The organism is Photobacterium sp., from assembly GCF_057456235.1.
Genome location: NZ_JBVCPH010000001.1, coordinates 1 through 19148 on the forward strand (window position 1 = coordinate 1; position 19148 = coordinate 19148).

Genomic DNA, 19148 nt, shown 5'->3' on the forward strand with positions numbered 1-19148 from the left:
GCTGCCTGTTGCTGATGTGCGGTACCATTTAATTTCAACTTTAGGCAGACGTTCGCCGGAAGTCAGTGCGTTATAGATAAGTGGCGAACACTTATCAAACACTTTGGTGATTTTCACTGGCTTGTGCACGCGCTGACCGGTTGGCTGGCCTGATTGCGGATCGCGAGGTAAAACAACCTGGTGCTCAAACGCTTCGACCAGTACTTCATCTTCATGACCTTCCTGAAAAATATTTCCAACTGAATCTTCTGTAAATGTACCCGCCGTGATCAGCCCTTGTTTTTCGCCTTCAATGCGCATATATGCAGGAGTTGGCATTCTTAATATCCTTTTTCTCTATAAGTGGGATTAAATTCACCTCAAAATAAGGTGATTGATATAGAGCAAAAGACATGCCACCAAATTAACTCATATTTTTCAGTCGTTTATATTCATTTATTTTTCTGATCATTGAAAATGATGAATCTCAACCTGATAATCAATAATTCATCATTGATTATCAATCAGTATTAGGAGAATGTAGACTTAATACAAAGCGAAAGGCAGGAGTTGAGATTAGTCGGTGATATACCGTGTAAAAAAGGTAACAAAAAGCCGGCGAATATCACCGGCTTTCAGATAGTAACTAGTTAGACTGTTTCTTAGTTATCGTTCAGACGAATACCATCGCGGTCGATGACAATCAGGCCTTTTTTGTACAAGCCACCGATGGTTTTCTTAAAGGTCGCTTTACTGGTACGAAAAGCTTCAAAAATCTCTTGTGGTGAAGATTTATCACTCAGTGGCATGAAGCCACCTTTTCGTTCCAGCGACGTTAAAATCTTATCAGCCAGATCATCAACTTTTCCACGACCCGCCTTCTGCAAAGATAAGCTAATCTTGCCATCCGGGCGAATCTCTTTGATATAAGCCTTCAGTTTCTTACCGATAAACAATTTACCAAAGGATTCTGTTTTGAAGATCAATCCCCAATGTTCGCCTTCAATCGCAGCTTTATAACCAAGATCGGTAATTTCAACAATGACGACTTTCACTTCCTGACCAATTTTATAATTAGCAGGCGTCTGATCTAGAAAACGGTTAAATTTAGTCGAACCTACAATACGGCCTGATGCTTTATCGGTGTAAACACGCAGCATCACATTCTCGCCTTCTTCTAGGCGACGACGCTGCTCGCTGAATGGTACAAGAAGATCTTTGCGCAATCCCCAATCAACGAAGGCACCGATAGCACTCACACCGACAACACGCAGCATCGCAAACTCACCAACTTGAGCTAACGGCTCTTCCGTTGTCGCTATAATCTCGTCTTCTGAGTCGAAGTAAATGAACACGTTCAGTTCATCACCCAGTTGCGTGCCAGCAGGAACAGAATTTTTCGGCAACAGGATATTACCGAAGTCTTCACCACCATCAAGAAATACGCCGAAATCAACTAACTTGACGACTTCTAATGTGTTGTATTGTCCAATTTTAATCATGAATCCGGCACTCTCTGAGTAAATATAAGTGATACTCTTATATGTCGGCATTAACCTCTTGCAATATAAGAGAAGCTCGCCATCCGAGTATCAATACGAACTTTGGTCGCGCATTATACGTGATGTTAGTTCAACGTGCCTGACCTATCTTCGGTTATTTGGCTAAATTTTATTCTATTGACAGAAAAGTTATGTCATTCAACTGATAATAACCGACTAAATAATCTAGAATTATAGGATATCCCACTCACAAGCAAAGGTATGAAAACGTAGTGATCACTGTTGAAAAAAAAGATGGACACAAAGTAAAGATTTCCCATGTAATTCAAGAAACCACTAATCGACAGCTTGATATGTACATTTTCGTACCCGGTGAACTTGGCCTGAACGCTAAGATCATCACTGAAGATGAATTTTACCACAATGCCATTCACGGCAAACGTACCTATTACAGTGACGTCAACCACCTGCCGCTTGTTCACAGCCGCCTGGCCAGCAGAGGTAAGCTTTCTATCGAGCAGTACCGCTTAAGTTTAAGTCTGTATGCCTATCAGTATGCGCTGGCATTAGAAGAGACTACCCAACAGCTGCTGGAAGATAAACAGGAACGCACGCTGGAGGAAGTCGAAGAGGTTGTTCAACTAGCCATTAGGATCCTAAAAAGGTTACGACGTAGCATACCGACAGATGAAAAGCTGCTCAAGTATTACGAGAATATCGATAACTATCTGTCATGGTTCACAGAGCAGCGTTGTTTATCATTAGTCGCCCACCTACCTCGTGGTAATAGTTACGCCGACATAAAAAATCTGCTGCTTGATACCTGTGCGAGCGAGGCCGAGCATCGCAGAAAGCATAGCTACAATTCAACCAAAGCAATGCAAGATCAAACCCGAATGTCCAATAAAATGCGACTTCTGCGGCGCTTGATTGAATACCCGGTCACGATGAAAGAAACAACCATCGAATTAGGAAACAACATCAAAAAAGTGGTTACCGCTGTTGCAACCGGGATTGTGATGATATTCGTCACTATGATGCTGATAAAAGCCCGTGGCGTCCTCGGCGATATTACCGCCTCTTTTATTCTGGTGATCTCTGTTATTTATGCTGCGCGTGAAGTGTTTAAAGACGACCTGAAGAAAATGTTGTGGCGCTGGGTGCGAAAAGGCAAGCCGAAGTGGCGAAAACAATTTTTCGATACCAATAACGGACGTCTGATTGGCCGTCAGTTAGAGTGGCTGGAATACAGTAGTTATAATGCGCTGAGCTCCGAAATTAAAGCCGTCCGAAAACACAAAGTCTCACAACGAGAAGAAACGGTGCTTCACTACAAGAGCACCACACGCATGTCGCCGACGAAGTTTTTGAGTGGTTATGAACAAACCCGAGAATCCATTATGCTTGACCTTCGTATTCTCTCAAGCTTGATGGAAAAAGGATCGCAACGGATCTACCAATTAAAAGAAGGCCAAGTCACTAAAGAATCGGTTGAAAAACGCCATTTGATCAACCTTATCACCAAAGAAACCGATGAAGATAATACCGTTCGTATTCAACGTTGGAAGATCATAATGAACCGTTCTAAAATCGTTGATATCGAAATGATCACGGAAGACTAGCGTCCGAGTCTTGCCTCCTGCAACGCATCCTCTTGTCCAGCACCACCCGTTCCCCCTATTATTAGATATATACCCCGGTGATCTCAAGATGTGGTGGCTGGGTATATACCCTTACTTTTTGTCCCTTGTTAGCCAGCGATAAATTGTTATTCTTGCATCAATAGCACCCACTTATACGCCAACAAGGCAGGGACCGATGCGAACGTTATCTGAATTAGTTTTTCACAATACTTACAGTGAGCTTCCCAAAGCCTTTGGTTGCTTAGTCACACCGCAACCGCTAGACAATCCATTTCTGGTGAGTGTGAACCCTCAAGTGTGTGAGTTGCTAGAATTGGATCCGCGGCAAGCAAACACGCCGTGTTTTATCAATGTGTTTACTGGCAACAGCGCATTTTCAGGTTTTTCACCGTTGGCGATGAAATACACCGGCCATCAGTTTGGCCAATACAATCCGGACCTCGGCGACGGGCGCGGTTTGCTTATGGGTGAAGTGCTCACCTCTACAGGGAAAAAATGGGATATTCACTTAAAAGGTTCAGGCATGACCCCTTATTCTCGTCAAGGCGACGGGCGTGCCGTGCTGCGTTCAAGCATCCGGGAATACCTGGCCTGTGCCGCCATGCAGGGATTAGGCATTAAAACCACCCATGCACTCGCCATTTTAGGCAGCACGACCCCGGTTTATCGCGAGAAGGTGGAACGTGGTGCAACGCTGATCCGTGTTGCTGAAAGCCATCTCCGCTTCGGCCACTTCGAGTACCTGTTTTACACCGGCCAGCATGCTGAACTGAAACTTCTCGCCGATTATTTGATCAAACATCATTTTGATGATTTGTACGTTCAGCAGGAATTGCTTATCCACGGCAAAACGGACGAGCATGAAACAGAAGTAACCCATAAGAAAATTTACGCTGCAATGTTTCAGCGTATCGTCGATCTGACGGCGACCATGATCGCCAACTGGCAAGCCGCCGGCTTTGCCCACGGAGTAATGAATACCGATAATATGTCCGTACTGGGCCTGACGTTTGATTATGGGCCGTATGCTTTTCTTGATAACTACGACCCGGGCTTTATCTGCAACCACTCAGATTACAGCGGCCGCTATGCGTTTAATCAGCAGCCCTCGATTGCCTTGTGGAACCTTTCGGCATTAGGTTATGCGCTGAGCCCGTTAGTCGAGAAAGAAGCGATTGATCAATCACTGCAAGGCTATCAGGTAAAGCTACAGCAACAATACAGTGTCAATATGCGCCGCAAACTAGGATTAATCGAAAAGCGAGAGGAGGATACGGTCTTATTTTCAAGTCTTTTTGACCTGTTGAAATCACAAGATGTCGATTACACACTGTTTTTTAGGATCTTATCTGACATTCCATCACATGCATTATCTGCAAGTACTGACCGTTTTGGTGATCTGTTTGACTGCCCCCGTTCACTCAACACCTGGCTAACAGCTTATGCAACACGCCTTAGTTTCGAAAAAAAACCTTTTACTACCGATCAAAAGCAAGACGATGAACAACGATTATTGCGGATGAAAAAACACAATCCGAAATTCATCTTACGCAACTACCTGGCGCAGCAAGCAATCGAAAAAGCACAAGATGGCGACTTCTTAATGATTGAGCAGCTGTTACAGGTACTGAGCACCCCTTTTGACGAGCACCCCGACTTTAATGAATTCGCGGCTAAACCGCCATACTGGAGCAAAGAACTAGCGATAAGTTGTTCATCATAGTTAGCAGGAATAAAAAAAATGCCACTCAGTTTCCTGGCTGGCATTGATGTTTTGCTGTTTTCTTAATGTACCCTACGCGACTATAATTTCAGCCTACTGGCTAATCACCGTATCGATCCCCTGTTCAAGCAGCCACTTCTGTAATTTTGGGGACTGGCGTATAAAATGGCTGACAACGTCGCAAGGTTTACCTGCCGTTTCAGCCGCTTTCAAAGCTTGAAATACAAATAACAAGACCGCTTCATTTTGATCATCGTGAAGATAATTCAAAGACTCATGATGCAGATCTAAACCTAAAGCAAACTGCCCTATCTGATCAATATCAACCACCATACCATCGAAATACTGCAGGAATTTTTCTGCCAGCACCGCATTTCCTGGCAGCTCGCACATCATATGTACTTTTAAGCCTTGAGCCCCTCGGCACAACCCTTGCTCAGCCAGCAAGTCAATGATGGTTGCTGATTCACTAAACGTTCGAACAAAAGGAATCACCAATTCAATATTGGTCATACCTTCTACATTTCGGGCACGCTTGATCACTTCACATTCAAGTTCAAAGCTAACACGATGTGCTTTCTCTGCGAAACGAGATACACCGCGTAAACCGATAACCGGATTCACTTCTTTTGCTTCAAGCTCACTGCCGAATAACCCTTCACGAGTATGCGAATCTGCCCCGGACAGCCTCACTTTAAGCGGTTTCCCCTGCATTTTTTGTGCGGCAATAACCAGCACTTTTGTTAGTTCTGCCACATAATATTCAGCAGGTGTTTTATATTCACCAGCGCGTTTCAACACTTCTTGCTGCCGCTGCTCATCGAGCTTATGCGTATCGGCAATTGCATAAGGATGTACCCCAATAATGGCATGACCTAAGTCATCCATTGAAACCAATCCAATCGCGGGGGATTCTTTCTCTAACAGAGAAGCATCTACTAACAATTCTGAGTAACTAAGTTCAGACTGAGCTTTATTTGTCATAAGGCACCAATACAACCATGCTAAAATGTGCGTGAGTGTTAAGAGCCATCAAAAGTACGCTCAACACCAGAAATTAAGGAAGCCATACTATACATGTTCAAAATGCCATATAAAATCACATAAAATGCATCAATACACGATTTTAACGCTAAAACCCACAGAGAATACCGAGGTGGATTCAGCATAGATTACTTGGCATAAGTACTTGTTAACTACCCTTTACCTGACCTTACTGTTTCAGTATTATTGAAGCAAGCAGAAAAATCACCATTGCAAAAATATTCAATCCTCGCTAACAACATACAGCTGATAACCAATCTCCTTCATATGGCATCATTATGACTCTAACAATATACTTATCTGTTGAAAGAGATTGCCATTCATATAGGTTCGCATTAAATCTCCAGGGGAATTGCTCAATCTCATGTCTTGAGATGGTTTGGGTAACATTGTTTTACGCTTAGATTTCTGCCAGTTACTGACGATTGACTATCAATGCAGCATCTATCTTTAACAAAGCCTTCAATTCAGTCAAAAACCTAAGACATATCACAAGTTTGGTTTATTCCTGCGGACTTTTGGGCTATCTTAACGCGTCGTTATTTTGAAGATACCAAGGTAGGCAAACGTATTATGCCAATGAAAACAGATGAACTCCGTACCGTTAGCCTAGGGTTAATGCCAACCCCTGCAGAAATAGAAGCAGCCTTTCCAATTACTGATGAAATCGCTGAGCACATCGCTCAGTCTCGTCGTCAGGTAGAAGCTATTCTGACTGGGCAAGATTCTCGTCTTCTGGTTATTGTTGGTCCTTGTTCTGTACACGATACTGATGCTGCGATGGATTACGCGAAGCGGCTTGTTGCCATCCAGGACAAATACAAAGATGAACTTTGTATTGTAATGCGTACCTATTTTGAAAAGCCCCGCACCGTTGTTGGCTGGAAAGGGCTCGTCTCTGACCCACATTTAGACGGCAGCCTTGACCTAGTTACCGGCCTTCAGAAAGCCCGTAAGCTATTGGTTGATATCAACGCGCTGGGCCTTGCGACGGCGACAGAATTTCTGGATATGATCACCGGCCAGTATCTGGCTGATTTGATCACATGGGGTGCCATTGGTGCCCGTACGACTGAGTCACAGATTCACCGCGAAATGGCCTCTGCCCTTTCTTGCCCGGTTGGTTTTAAAAATGGCACTGACGGCAATATCAAAATAGCCGTTGATGCTATTCGAGCAACGCGTGAATCTCACCTATTCTGCTCACCGGCGAAAAATGGTCAAATGACAATTTATCGCACTGCGGGTAACCCTTATGGTCACGTGATCCTGCGTGGCGGTAAAATGCCAAACTACCACCAGCAAGATGTTTCTGCAGCATGTGATACCTTAGCCTCTTTTGACCTGCCAACGCGTCTTGTTGTCGATTTCAGTCATGGCAACTGCCAGAAACAACATAAGCGCCAGTTGGATGTTGCCGCTGATGTTTGTGCCCAAATCAAGAGTGGCAGTAATTACATTGCCGGAATTATGGCTGAGAGCTTTATTGAAGAAGGTAATCAATCCGTAATTCCAGGCAAAGAAAAAGAACTCGTTTACGGTCAGTCAATTACCGATCCTTGTGTAAACTGGAATGATACCGTAACCATGCTAGACATGCTTGCTGACGCCGTTAAAAGCCGTAAGTAAGATTGCTATTTTTAGATACAACGCATCAAGCGATGTATCTATTATTTTTGCTAAAATATTGTAAGCAAAAAGCTAACCAATAGATTAACAACTAAGGTTGATGACATGCCATCTTTTGATATTATTTCTGACGTTGATTTCGTTGAAATCAGAAATGCCGTAGACAACGCAAATCGCGAACTTGAAACTCGTTTTGATTTCCGTGGTGTTGATGCAAGCTTCAAACTAGAAAAAGAAGTAGTAAAAATCACTACCGAATCTGATTTTCAGCTTACTCAGCTCGTCGCAATCCTCCGGAGTAATCTTGCTAAACGTTTTGTTGATGCTCAATCAATGGAGCAAAAAGACACGGTTCGTACTGGCAAATCATTCGCTTGTAACATCGAATTTAAGCAAGGCGTTGAAACAGCGACCGCAAAAAAACTTGTTAAAGCAATTAAAGATGCGAAACTTAAAGTTCAAGCCGCTATTCAAGGCGACAAAATACGCGTAACGGGTAAAAAACGAGATGATCTGCAAGCCGCGATGGCACTTGTCCGTGAAGCAGATCTGGGCCAACCGTTCCAGTTTGACAATTTCCGCGACTAATCTGCCGCAGCGAGATTAACTTGGCCCAACGGTATACACAGGAAGGCATCTTGCCTTCCTTCTGTTTATATCCAAACTATTCATACTCTTTATTGCTCAGTTTGCTAAAGTAAATCAATAACAGAGCCTAAATTGAACAGCGCCAGTCCATGTATATTGACCGCAATTCCCAGTACGATAACCCTCTGATTTGGCCCATGATCAGTATTCTGAAAGTCAAACCCACCGGCTGGATGATTCATACCCTGTCAGAAGAGCTGAAAAACCAAGGCATACTAAGCGCATTAGATGACGACCCGAACAAAGACCTGTTTAAACGTAACTTCTTACTCATGAATGCGTTATATCAATTGCAGGAAATACTGCTGCCTGACCAATGGCTACAAGCCCGGGCGGTGGACATCCAACTGTTAAACAACCTTTCTTCTGATAACCATCACCTCGATCTCAACGACCCTTTGCGTGAGTATTACTTAGATTGGCGTAACTACAATGCCGATCTGGCTACCATTGAAGGTTTGTTATCCTCTTTCTGGAAACGCTATCAACACTATATTGGCTCTGAAAAAGAGTACAACCACTCCGGTCAGCACTATTTTAATACACATACACAATCGACTATCGGGCCGCATCATCAGGATCTGGCAATCTTAGAGCTGACCAAAGATGCGAAACCAGAAGAGATCCGCCGGCAATGGCGAAAAATGGCTTTAAGATGGCACCCGGATCGGCCAAATGGCAATGCCGGAAAATTTCGCACGGTATGTGAAGCCTGGCAACGTATACAACACTATTTATAAGTGCGATTCGCCAGTCCCCGTCATCTACGCTCCCTGACCGACAACAAAACTTAATCAGTTTTTTCTAATAAGCTGTTCATCTCCGCTGGCTGTTAACCTGCCCGCACACCCTCTAAACTGATTGTATTCTCTCAGAATCAAACCCTGAGTCAGGCTTTAGGAGGTCATCATGGCGATTAGGCGTATCCAACAAATCATTCAGTCTCACCCATCTTCAGATGGTGATGGTGTCAAAATTCAGCGTGTTCACGGTTTTGATAACACGCTATTTTCACCCTTTTTAATGATTGATGAACTCAAATCTGACAACGCCGACGATTATATCGGTGGATTTCCCCCACATCCGCACCGCGGCATCGAAACCCTGACCTATATGTTACATGGTCATTTCCAGCATAAAGACCATATGGGCAACACCGGGGAACTTCATGATGGTGGTGCACAGTGGATGTCGGCCGGAAAAGGGGTCATTCACAGTGAAATGCCGGTGATGACCGATGGCAAGCTCCACGGCTTCCAGATTTGGATAAACCTGCCTGCAGCAAAGAAAATGCAGCCTGCGCAATACCACGACTTTCAGCCAGCAGTGATCACAGAAAAAGCACTCAATGAAAATAACCTGATCCGGGTCATTTCGGGTGACTTAACCATTAAGGGGGAAACTCTGACCGGACCGCTCCAGAAGACAGGCGTACCCACCACGATTGCTGACTGGCAAGCCGCGGCAGGTGAACAATTCCGAAGCTGTCTGAATCCAGATTTTCAGGCCTTACTTTACGTTTATAAGGGTGAAATTGAAGTGGAAGGTGCGAGAGTACAAGCGGGTCAACTGGCCCTGCTTGATCAAGGAGAAGGCTTGTCGTTAGCGGCAACAGACGATAGCGGTGTGTTACTTCTTTCTGGCATTCCAATCGATGAACCCGTTGTTCATTATGGTCCTTTCGTCATGAATTCGATGGAAGAGATCAATCAGGCTATTTCTGATTATCAGAACGGAAAATTTGTTGCTGAGTGATATTCTTGATCTGCGCAATTATAAACGACAAAGCCCACTTCCGTGGGCTTTGACTTATCTCAATATCAATAAATCATATCATTAATCATACAGCGAGGCTTCGCCTTCCGGACGGGTTTTAAAGCGGCGATGTAACCACATATATTGTTCCGGCGCCTGCATGATCGACTGTTCAACCACCTTATTGATATAGACCGCAGCAGCATCCGGATCGTTATGCGGAAAGCCCTCTAACGGCGGAAACATCGTTAAGGTGTATTGACCGGAATCAGTATTGCGTACCATAGAAAATGGAACAACAGCACAATCGGATGCATCGACTAACAAACTGGTTCCCGTTGTAGTACAGGCATTTTCTACCGCGAACAGTGGTGCAAATGTTGAACGGCGGCGACCATAGTCATGATCGGGGGCATACCAGACACGCTCCCCTCGACGTAACATACGCAGCATCTCTTTGACGTCTTTACGATCAATCAATGTCCGGTTCGAACGCGATCGGCCTTTATACTGAAAATAGTCAAAACAAGGATTGTTGTTAGGGCGGTAAACGCCCATGCCTGACATTTGTATTCCAAAAGCCCGAGCGGCTATTTCCAGGTTCATGGAATGAACAGCAACCAGCAGCGCACCTTTACCATCCTGATCCAGTTTCGTCATATGCTCCATGCCCTCGATAGTCACATGACGATTAACCCGAAAGTCAGGCCAGAACCAAGCCATACCTGTCTCGAATAATGCCAGGCCGGTATTATCAATATTCTTTTTTATCAGCGCGTCACGCTCACCATCAGGCATGTCAGGGAAACAGAGTTCTAAATTACGTTTAATAATTTTACGTCTTTTCTTCATCAGGCGAATAGCTAATCGGCCTATAACCTGCCCCATGCGAAACTGAATAAAATATGGCAACCAGCTGATCAAATACATTACCGCGATCAGGATCAGTGTCAGCCAGTAGCGCGGATGCAGAAACGCTTTGCTAAACGTGGGTGGCGTAAATTTGCTCATAGTGAGAAAAACATTACCTTACTTGTTATTGTGGTAAGTCGAACATGAAGAATAAAGTGGATGTTCATGCTTATGAAAAACGGCACATTATATACCCAAACCACCCTCTTATTAAACCTTGAGGCTATTTACTTCCTCTTGTAAATTGTCTGCAAGAGCCACTAAAGCCGGGATGAAGCCGATGTCGGCTCATCGCCGGTAGGCGTTTAATCAGAGATATCATTAATATGGGCTATATAATGTTACTCTGTATTCAGAATAATCTGGACATTTCCCCCATAACCGTACAGATAAAAGGATCGGAATACCCTATCATGACGACCATCAGCAAAACCAAATCGAGCTATTACCGTCGTTTATACATTGCACATTTAATAGAGAAGGGTATTGCCACCGTTCCCGCAATTATTGACTATACCGGTATGCCAAGGCGAACCGCACAAGACACGATAAAAAGCCTGTCTGAACTGGATATTATCTGTATATTTAACCAAACCAAAGGTGAACGAAACCGTAGCGGACAGTATAAGATCATTGATTGGGGGGCGATCAACAAACACTGGGTTGCAGAACACATGACAGACATTAAAGCCGCATTAGACTACCCATAAAGCGGGAAGCGAAAGACTCGCTACACGACACAAGTTCCTCGTTCCAAAAAACTAGCGACTCCGCGCATAAACCAATACACTCGCCTGCTGAAACAGAGTACAAGGCACTCATATCTCGATGAATAAGGTTTTGCATTGGAATTATTAACGCTTGATTTTCTTGGCCGGCCATTACGCCTGGAAGGATCGATGGCTGGCTGGCAGCAACTCTTCTGGGATAACACCCTGGTATCTCAGCTTGATGCGAATGCAGCGCACAGCGATCCTCACGTTCATGAATTTGAGCTCAGCAATGGTGAAAAAACGATAAATTGCCGGTTGGATATCGCTCTGAGCTGGCAGCCATTTCTTATCGAATATAGCGTCAGAGCCAATGATCAAGTCATTGCCGACGGCTCTCGCAATGAAAAAGACATCGAACAACAAACACCCAGTACCGCGCCGACATCCGAACGTAAATTCAGCCTGATTGGTCTTGTCTCTTTAGGCATGAAAGCATTAAAAAGTGCCAAAATCATCAAAGGGGTGTTGGCAGTAACCAGCTTGGCGGCTTATTCATGGCTGTTTTCGGTGCAGTTTGCCCTGGCGCTAGTCGCTTGCCTGGTCTTCCACGAATACGGTCATATCCGCGCAATGAAGTACTTTGGAATGAAAACCAAAGGCATCTATTTAATCCCCTTTCTGGGTGGCTTGGCCCTGAGTGACGAAAAAATCAACACTCGCTGGCAAGATGTGGTTATCTCGATAATGGGCCCGCTCTTTGGTCTGATAATGTCGTTGCTATGCATCGTGGCGTACTGGATCACCGGCGAAATGTTCTTTGCCGGACTTGCCGTATTCAACGCCCTGCTAAACCTGTTTAACCTGCTGCCCATTCTGCCGCTCGATGGTGGTCACGTCCTGAAAAGCATCAGCTTTTCAATGAACAGTAAAATCGGTATTGCCCTGTGTGCTTTAGCGGCTATTGGCGGGGTGATCATAAGCTACCAGTTGGAACTGACCCTATTTGGTTTCCTGCTGGTTATGGGCAGTATTGAAATCTTGTTTGAATGGAAATACCGCCATCAAAGTCACCTGCTTCCATTGAATCGTTATGGTCAGGTTTTCTCTTTTGTCTGGTATATCGGATTAGTGAGTTCGCTGGTAGGTATTATCTGGTATTTCGCCGGTACAGGAGACGCCATGCTCGGCTTGCCGCTGCAGGTATTGGGCTCTTAGGGGAAAATATCCAGGTTCTAGTGGCAAGTATCTGGAATCTAGGGACGAGAACCGAGTAACTCGGTTCTCGTCCCTAGATTATTATTTCTTCTTTTCCATCATCGCTTTCAGATCTGCGAATGGATTAAACGTCGCGGCTTCATGATCATCGCCACCTGCTTTGATCACACTGCCGGTTTGCTGATCATGTTCTGTGTATTTTTCATGCTCATGGTCATGACAGAAAAGGCACAACAATTCCCAGTTACTTCCATCTGCCGGATTATTGGTGTGATCATGGTCAACATGGTGAACCGTCAGTTCACGAAGGTTTGAATAGACAAATTCTCTAGAACAACGACCACATACCCACGGATAGAGCTTTAATGCTTTCTCTCGGTAACCTTGCTCCTGACGAGCATAGCTGGCACTGGTGCCATAAATATCAGATGACATATTTAGCCTGTAATTTCGGTAGTACTTGATTTAGTTTAACTGATTTCCCTCTACAATACCTGACCAAGTACACAATGTTGATACACAATTAATGCCTTTAAACGGGTAACAACATATATTCTGACAATAACATAATGCCTACTGCTGCATACTCAAACGGTATAGCTTAGGCGTCAGCCATGGTAAAAGGCTGGATTGACTGTAAAATAAACTAAGGCGACGATTCTTCTTGCTTTTTGGGTGATAAATACTTGCAGCTTAGATGTAATACGACATGATTATGTTAGTATTCTGCCCAAATTGTTCATAGTGAATCGATTTTTCACTGTTAAGAGTAAATGAATATGGCTTTTGATTTTTCTAATATGACTGTTGATCTATCGGCAATCCCTACTACCATCGATATGGGCCATGCATGGCTGGGTGGTTTTGTATTAATTTTACTGGCTCTCTATATTGCTAAAAAAGGCAAACCAGTTGAAGTGGAAAAAATTGTCGAGAAACCAGTCGAAGTAGAGAAAATCGTTGAGATTGAAAAACCTGTCGAGAAAATTGTAGAAGTAGAAAAGATCGTAGAAAAAATCGTTGAAGTTGAGCCAAAACTGAAAACGGCTACGCCTGATGCAGCACTTCAGCTACTGTCACTTCTGCAACAAGAAGCCCGTTTTATTGATTTCATGCAAGAAGACCTGAGAGGTTTTGCTGATGCTGAAATCGGTGCTGCTGCCCGTGTAATCCATGAAGGTGGCCAGAAAGTCCTAAACGAATACTTCCGCTTTGCCCCTGTTCGCACTGAAGACGAAGAAACGCGCATTACCCTGCCACAGGGCTTTAACGCCTCTGAAGTGCGTCTTACCGGTAATGTCGTTGGCGAAGCACCTTTCACCGGAACCCTTATTCATCGCGGCTGGAAAGTGACTGAAGTTAAACTGCCGAAACTGGCAGAAGGCCACGATGCAAATATTGTTGCCGCCGCTGAGGTAGAATTGTAATGCAAGACACACAAGAACATCGTTTTAGCGTTGGTATCGACTTAGGTACCACTCACTGCGTACTGTCTTATGTCGATCTGCAAGATGAAGAAGCGCAAGTAAGCGTCATGCCGATCGCTCAACTGACCACACCAGGTAATGTTGAAGAGAAAGATCAACTACCGTCATTCATGTATCAGGCTCACGAATCTGAGCTTGCAGAAGGCGATACAGCCCTGCCATGGAGCGCGCACCCCAATGCCATCGTCGGTGCAATGGCACGTACGCTTGGTAGTAAAACCCCGATTCGACTTATCGCCAGTGCAAAAAGCTGGTTATGCCATGGCGGTGTGAATCGCCGTGATGCCTTCCTGCCGCTGAACAGCCCGGAAGAAGTTGCAAAAGTGTCTCCTGTCGAAGCGACTCGCTGTTATCTTGCGCATCTGGCAGAGGCATGGAACAACCAACACCCGGATACGCCACTGTTTGATCAGGACGTCACAATCACGGTTCCGGCCTCTTTTGATCCGGCAGCACGTGACCTGACGGCAGAAGCAGCACGCAGCGTGGGCTTTAAGCACATGACGCTGCTGGAAGAACCACAGGCTGCGGTTTATAGCTGGCTGAAAAACAACCATGATACCTGGCGTGATCAAGTCACCGTGGGTGATGTGATCCTCGTGGTCGATATCGGTGGTGGTACCACTGACCTTTCTTTAGTCGCGGTAACCGAAGAAGAAGGTAACCTGACCCTGAACCGCGTCGCGGTTGGCGATCACATCCTGCTCGGTGGTGACAATATGGATCTGGCGCTGGCTTATCGTCTGAAGATGAAGCTGGCACAAGAAGGCAAACAACTTCAGCCTTGGCAGATCCAGGCTATTACCCACGCTTGCCGTGATGCCAAAGAAGCCCTGCTAAGTGATGCAGAACTTCAGGCTGTGCCGATTGTTGTGCCAAGCCGCGGTTCCAAGCTACTGGGTGGCACCCTGCAAACGGAACTGACACAAGAAGAAGTTCAGCAAACACTGGTTGAAGGTTTCTTCCCTCGCAATAGCATTGAAGAACATCCGGTAGAAATGCAGCGCGGCGCCCTGACTCAAATGGGCCTGCCCTATGCGCAAGATGCGGCTGTTTCTCGCCATGTTGCCGGGTTCCTAAGCCGTCAATCTTCAGCAGTTGATGAGCTGTTCGAAAAATACGACCAACTACACGAAGGCTTTATCCGCCCGACAGCTATCCTATTCAATGGCGGTGTACTGAAGTCTGAACTGCTGTCTGAGCGCCTGCTTTCAATCATCAACAACTGGCTGACCACTGCCGGTAATGAAGAAGCGAAGTTGCTGGAAGGTCTGGATCTTGATCTGGCGGTTGCAAGTGGTGCCTCTTACTACGGCTCTGTTCGCCGAGGTAAAGGTGTCCGTATCCGTGGTGGTATTGCAAGCAGCTACTACGTCGGTATCGAGAGCTCCATGCCAGCCATTCCGGGGATGGAACCACCTCTGGAAGCATTGTGTGTAGCACCGTTTGGTATGGAAGAAGGCACTCACGCTGAAGTGCCAAGCCAGGAGTTTGGTCTGGTTATTGGCCAGCCGGTGCAATTCAAATTCTTTGGTTCAACGGTGCGCCGTGAAGATCCTGCCGGTACCCATCTTGACTGGTGGCAACCGGAAGAGCTGGAAGAACTTCCGGCTATTCAGGTAACTCTCCCGGTTGCTGATGGCCGCACTGCTGGTGAAGTAGTTCCTGTTCGTCTTGCTTCCCATGTAACGGAACTCGGTACGCTATGCCTTGAAGCAATACCGACCGACGGCGGCCAGAAATGGCAGGTTGAATTCGACGTACGCGGAAAATAACTCCTACCTTATAACGGCGCATCTTGATGCGCCGTTATTTTTCGTTGTACCGTTATTCTGAAAGATATAAATATTACATTGAAGATATCATCCTGTAGGGAATTCACTGCCACCAGCGATATTCGGCTCTCAAAGCCATTCCGTAGTGAACGCCTGAATTCAGGATCAACTCTGGAGTAAACAATGTCTTCACCCGCTTCCCCGCGTTTTCTTGTTGGTATTGATTTAGGTACGACTCACACTGTTGTCGCCTATGCACCCATTAGTGACGATCTTGAATCCAGCCCAATAAGCATTTTTGAAATTGACCAGCTTATCGCACCCGGTGAAGTTGCCCGCAAGCCGCTGCTCCCCTCTTTTCGCTATCACCCCGCACCAGGGGAAATGAACCAAGCCGAATTAGTCTTGCCTTGGGATATTCAACCCGTCGCTGGTGAGATCCAAAGCGTGATCATCGGGGAATTTGCCCGTGAGCTTGGTGCAAGAGTAGAAGGCCGCCAGGTCGTCAGTGCCAAAAGCTGGTTATCCCATACCGGTGTTGACCGTACCGAGGCTATTTTGCCCTGGTCTACAAATAAAGGGTCCTCAAATAAGGGGGCTTCGAATAGCCTAAACACCAGCGTCGAGAAAGTTTCCCCTGTGGTTGCCAGTGCCAGCTATCTTAATCATGTACGTCAGGCATGGGACTATCACCACCGGGATGCGCTATTATGCGAACAGGAAGTGGTGATCACCGTTCCAGCTTCTTTCGACGAAGGGGCACGGGCATTAACACTAGAAGCGGCCGCTATGGCTGGCCTGCCAAACGTCCTGTTGTTAGAGGAGCCGCAAGCGGTTTGCTACGACTGGTACGCCCAAAATAAAGATCGGGCCGAAGAATTATTAAAAGACATTCCATTGCTGATGGTATGCGATGTCGGCGGTGGTACAACCGACCTTAGCCTGATCAAAGTCAGCACTAAAGACAACAAGCTGGCACTGGATCGTATCGGCGTCGGCGATCACCTGATGCTGGGCGGCGATAACCTGGATCTTGCCCTCGCCCATAAAGCAGAACAACGCCTGCATGGCAGTACAAAAAAACTCAGTGCAGCAGGCCTGTCAAAACTGATCCAGCAAACCCGTAAGGTTAAAGAACAATTACTCTCAGACAATGCGCCTGCAACGGCCAAGGTCACCTTATTGGGCAGTGGCTCGCGCTTGATAGGCGGTGCTAAAAGCATCGAGCTAACCCGTGAAGAAGTCCATGATATTGCGCTAGATGGCTTCTTCCCACTGACAGAGTTTACAGATCAACCCAGCCATCGCCAGGCTGCGGTAGTAGAATTCGGCCTGCCTTATGCTGCCGATCCGGCAATCAGCAAGCACCTTGCCCAGTTCATTGATCTGCACGCTGGCGTATGCCGTGAAGCCTTGGCAGACCATGAGGCGCTAACCACGGGTGACAGTAAATTAATTGAAGATCAGCCAATCATTCCTTCCGCTGTACTATTGAATGGCGGTGTGTTTAACAGCCCGTTGCTATCAAAGCGCGTGTTAAACATTTTCTCCAACTGGCGAGGTGACAGTGTCACTGAGTTGGAGAATCCACATCCCGACCTCGCCGTTGCCCATGGTGCCGTCGCCTACGCGAAAGCCCGTCATGGTGCCCAATTAAAAATCGGCGGAGGCTCTGCGCGTTCTTTCTTCTTAATGCTGGAAGATAAAAAGAAAAGCAAACAAGGCCTGTGTCTGCTGCCTAAAGGGATCGATGAAGGTACTGAAGTACGACTTGAACAGCGAAAATTTGCTCTCACTCTCGGTGAGCCTGTGCGCTTTAATCTGGTCTCTTCGACGGATGACAGCCATACCAAAATTGGTGAGCTTGTCACTTTTGATAATGACGGTGATAACGAAAGTTATGTCACCCTTCCTCCGTTCATTGCAACGCTTGAAAGCGAGCGAGATCGCGCCGAGCTTGCCGCTAACCAGAAAGATCGCGAAGAAGTGACCCTGGCCTGCCAGCTCACCGAAGTCGGTACTCTCCTGATCGAATGCGTTAGCGTAAGCGATGACAGAAAGCGCTGGAAAGTGGAGTTTGGTATTCGTAAAGATCTGGCGCGCTTAAATCGTAACAAAGGTGATTCCACCCTCGCCCAATCGATCCTTCCAGCCCGCATGGAAGAAGCTATTGACGTCATTAAGCTGGTATATGGTGGCAGTACCAAAAAGACCAACAGCAAAGCGATAAAAACGCTGCGTAACGATTTGGACAAGCTACTAGGCAAACGTGACACTTGGGAAACCCCATGCTTGCGGGCGCTGGCAGATACCCTGCTAGACAGCAAGAAACGTCGACGTCGTTCAGACATCCATGAAAGAAACTGGTTAAAGCTGACTGGCTTCACAATGCGGCCAGGTTTTGGTTATCCTTCTGATGAATGGCGTATGGAACAAATCTGGCCGCTCTATCAGCATGGTGTCCAGTTTAGCGATAATACCCAGACCTGGAGCGACTGGTGGACATTCTGGCGCCGTATCGCAGGTGGTCTGACTCAGGAACAGCAACTGGTGATCTTTAAAGATATTGCGAAGTACATCAGCCCGAGTGCAACGCGCAACAGTAAATTGAGCAAAGAGATGCAAGAGCGCAGTTATGAAGACATGGTACGTCTGGCAGCTTCTCTCGAGCATTTGCCGTTTGAAAACAAGCTGCAATTGATTGAATCAATCTTTGGCCGCTTACAAAAAGCGCAATATTCCCAGGCCCACTGGTGGGCAATCGGTCGTATCGCAACACGTAGCCCGTTCTACGGTAGCGCACATAACCTATTGTCTCCCCAGCATATCGCCTACTGCTTACCTGAGCTGATGGAATTCGACTGGCGTAAAGATCCTAATATTGCCTTTGCTGCGGTGATGATGTGTCGTATGACAGGTGACCGTACCTTAGATATCGATGAACAAAACCGCAAAAAAGTCATTGCCAAGCTAAAGGCCTGTAAAGCGCCGGAAAGCTGGATTCAAATGGTATCGGTAGTCAAAGTACTGACGGAAGCTGAAACCAGACGGGTATTTGGTGATGCCCTGCCAACGGGATTACGTTTGATTGATTAAGCTTACGTTAGGGTTAGCTTGTTACGC

Annotated in this window: 16 protein-coding genes; 11 read left to right on the forward strand and 5 right to left on the reverse strand. The window is 46.0% G+C overall.

What is annotated here, in order from left to right:
* Window positions 1-318, reverse strand: a 318-nt coding sequence (locus tag AC2204_RS00005; protein WP_318923164.1) for an Hcp family type VI secretion system effector, incomplete at its 3' end; no start/stop codon positions are given.
* A 323-nt stretch (window positions 319-641) separates the two neighbouring features.
* Window positions 642-1481 (reverse strand): CvfB family protein, encoded by an 840-nt coding sequence (locus AC2204_RS00010; RefSeq protein WP_318923165.1) that lies wholly within the window; start codon window positions 1479-1481, stop codon window positions 642-644.
* Between the two features lie 272 nt (window positions 1482-1753).
* On the opposite strand from AC2204_RS00010, the gene AC2204_RS00015 reads away from it, so the two are divergent.
* Window positions 1754-3103, forward strand: coding sequence for a hypothetical protein (locus tag AC2204_RS00015; RefSeq protein ID WP_318923166.1), 1350 nt, complete (start codon window positions 1754-1756; stop codon window positions 3101-3103).
* Window positions 3104-3299: 196 nt separating this feature from the next.
* Complete coding sequence (locus AC2204_RS00020) at window positions 3300-4847, forward strand: protein adenylyltransferase SelO (RefSeq protein WP_318923167.1); 1548 nt, start codon at window positions 3300-3302, stop codon at window positions 4845-4847.
* Window positions 4848-4940: 93 nt separating this feature from the next.
* Here AC2204_RS00020 and AC2204_RS00025 read toward each other — a convergent pair whose 3' ends face one another.
* Window positions 4941-5831: a putative PEP-binding protein gene (locus tag AC2204_RS00025; RefSeq protein ID WP_318923168.1), complete on the reverse strand. Its 891-nt coding sequence runs from the start codon at window positions 5829-5831 to the stop codon at window positions 4941-4943.
* Between the two features lie 633 nt (window positions 5832-6464).
* Here AC2204_RS00025 and AC2204_RS00030 point away from each other — a divergent pair.
* From AC2204_RS00030 to AC2204_RS00045, 4 genes are all read left to right on the forward strand, one after another.
* Window positions 6465-7520 (forward strand): 3-deoxy-7-phosphoheptulonate synthase, encoded by a 1056-nt coding sequence (locus tag AC2204_RS00030; RefSeq protein ID WP_318923169.1) that lies wholly within the window; start codon window positions 6465-6467, stop codon window positions 7518-7520.
* A gap of 105 nt (window positions 7521-7625) precedes the next feature.
* Window positions 7626-8108 carry a YajQ family cyclic di-GMP-binding protein gene (locus AC2204_RS00035; protein ID WP_318923170.1) on the forward strand — a complete coding sequence of 161 codons (483 nt, stop codon included), beginning with the start codon at window positions 7626-7628 and terminating at the stop codon, window positions 8106-8108.
* A 149-nt stretch (window positions 8109-8257) separates the two neighbouring features.
* A complete protein-coding gene (locus tag AC2204_RS00040) occupies window positions 8258-8908 on the forward strand; it encodes a DNA-J related domain-containing protein (RefSeq protein ID WP_318923171.1) in 651 nt (216 codons plus the stop codon).
* Window positions 8909-9077: 169 nt separating this feature from the next.
* Window positions 9078-9923 (forward strand): pirin family protein, encoded by an 846-nt coding sequence (locus tag AC2204_RS00045; protein WP_318923172.1) that lies wholly within the window; start codon window positions 9078-9080, stop codon window positions 9921-9923.
* Between the two features lie 81 nt (window positions 9924-10004).
* Here AC2204_RS00045 and AC2204_RS00050 read toward each other — a convergent pair whose 3' ends face one another.
* Entirely contained in the window at window positions 10005-10934 is a 930-nt protein-coding gene (locus AC2204_RS00050; protein ID WP_318923173.1) for an LpxL/LpxP family Kdo(2)-lipid IV(A) lauroyl/palmitoleoyl acyltransferase, read from the reverse strand.
* 314 nt (window positions 10935-11248) lie between these two features.
* Between AC2204_RS00050 and AC2204_RS00055 the strand changes: the two genes are divergently transcribed.
* Together AC2204_RS00055 and AC2204_RS00060 are read left to right on the forward strand one after the other, a co-directional pair.
* Window positions 11249-11545 (forward strand): winged helix-turn-helix domain-containing protein, encoded by a 297-nt coding sequence (locus tag AC2204_RS00055; RefSeq protein WP_318923174.1) that lies wholly within the window; start codon window positions 11249-11251, stop codon window positions 11543-11545.
* Window positions 11546-11680: 135 nt separating this feature from the next.
* Window positions 11681-12763, forward strand: a complete 1083-nt coding sequence (locus AC2204_RS00060; RefSeq protein ID WP_318923175.1) for a site-2 protease family protein — start codon at window positions 11681-11683, stop codon at window positions 12761-12763.
* A gap of 81 nt (window positions 12764-12844) precedes the next feature.
* Here AC2204_RS00060 and AC2204_RS00065 read toward each other — a convergent pair whose 3' ends face one another.
* Window positions 12845-13198 (reverse strand): YajD family HNH nuclease, encoded by a 354-nt coding sequence (locus tag AC2204_RS00065; protein ID WP_318923176.1) that lies wholly within the window; start codon window positions 13196-13198, stop codon window positions 12845-12847.
* 365 nt (window positions 13199-13563) lie between these two features.
* Between AC2204_RS00065 and AC2204_RS00070 the strand changes: the two genes are divergently transcribed.
* From AC2204_RS00070 to AC2204_RS00080, 3 genes are all read left to right on the forward strand, one after another.
* Window positions 13564-14190: a DUF2760 domain-containing protein gene (locus tag AC2204_RS00070; RefSeq protein WP_318923915.1), complete on the forward strand. Its 627-nt coding sequence runs from the start codon at window positions 13564-13566 to the stop codon at window positions 14188-14190.
* The gene (locus AC2204_RS00075; protein WP_318923177.1) at window positions 14190-16025 is read left to right on the forward strand and encodes an Hsp70 family protein; all 1836 of its coding nucleotides are present in this window, start codon (window positions 14190-14192) and stop codon (window positions 16023-16025) included. The genes AC2204_RS00070 and AC2204_RS00075 overlap by 1 nt, the downstream gene beginning before the upstream one ends.
* A 183-nt stretch (window positions 16026-16208) precedes the next feature.
* Window positions 16209-19121: an Hsp70 family protein gene (locus AC2204_RS00080; protein ID WP_318923178.1), complete on the forward strand. Its 2913-nt coding sequence runs from the start codon at window positions 16209-16211 to the stop codon at window positions 19119-19121.
* Window positions 19122-19148: the final 27 nt, after the last annotated feature.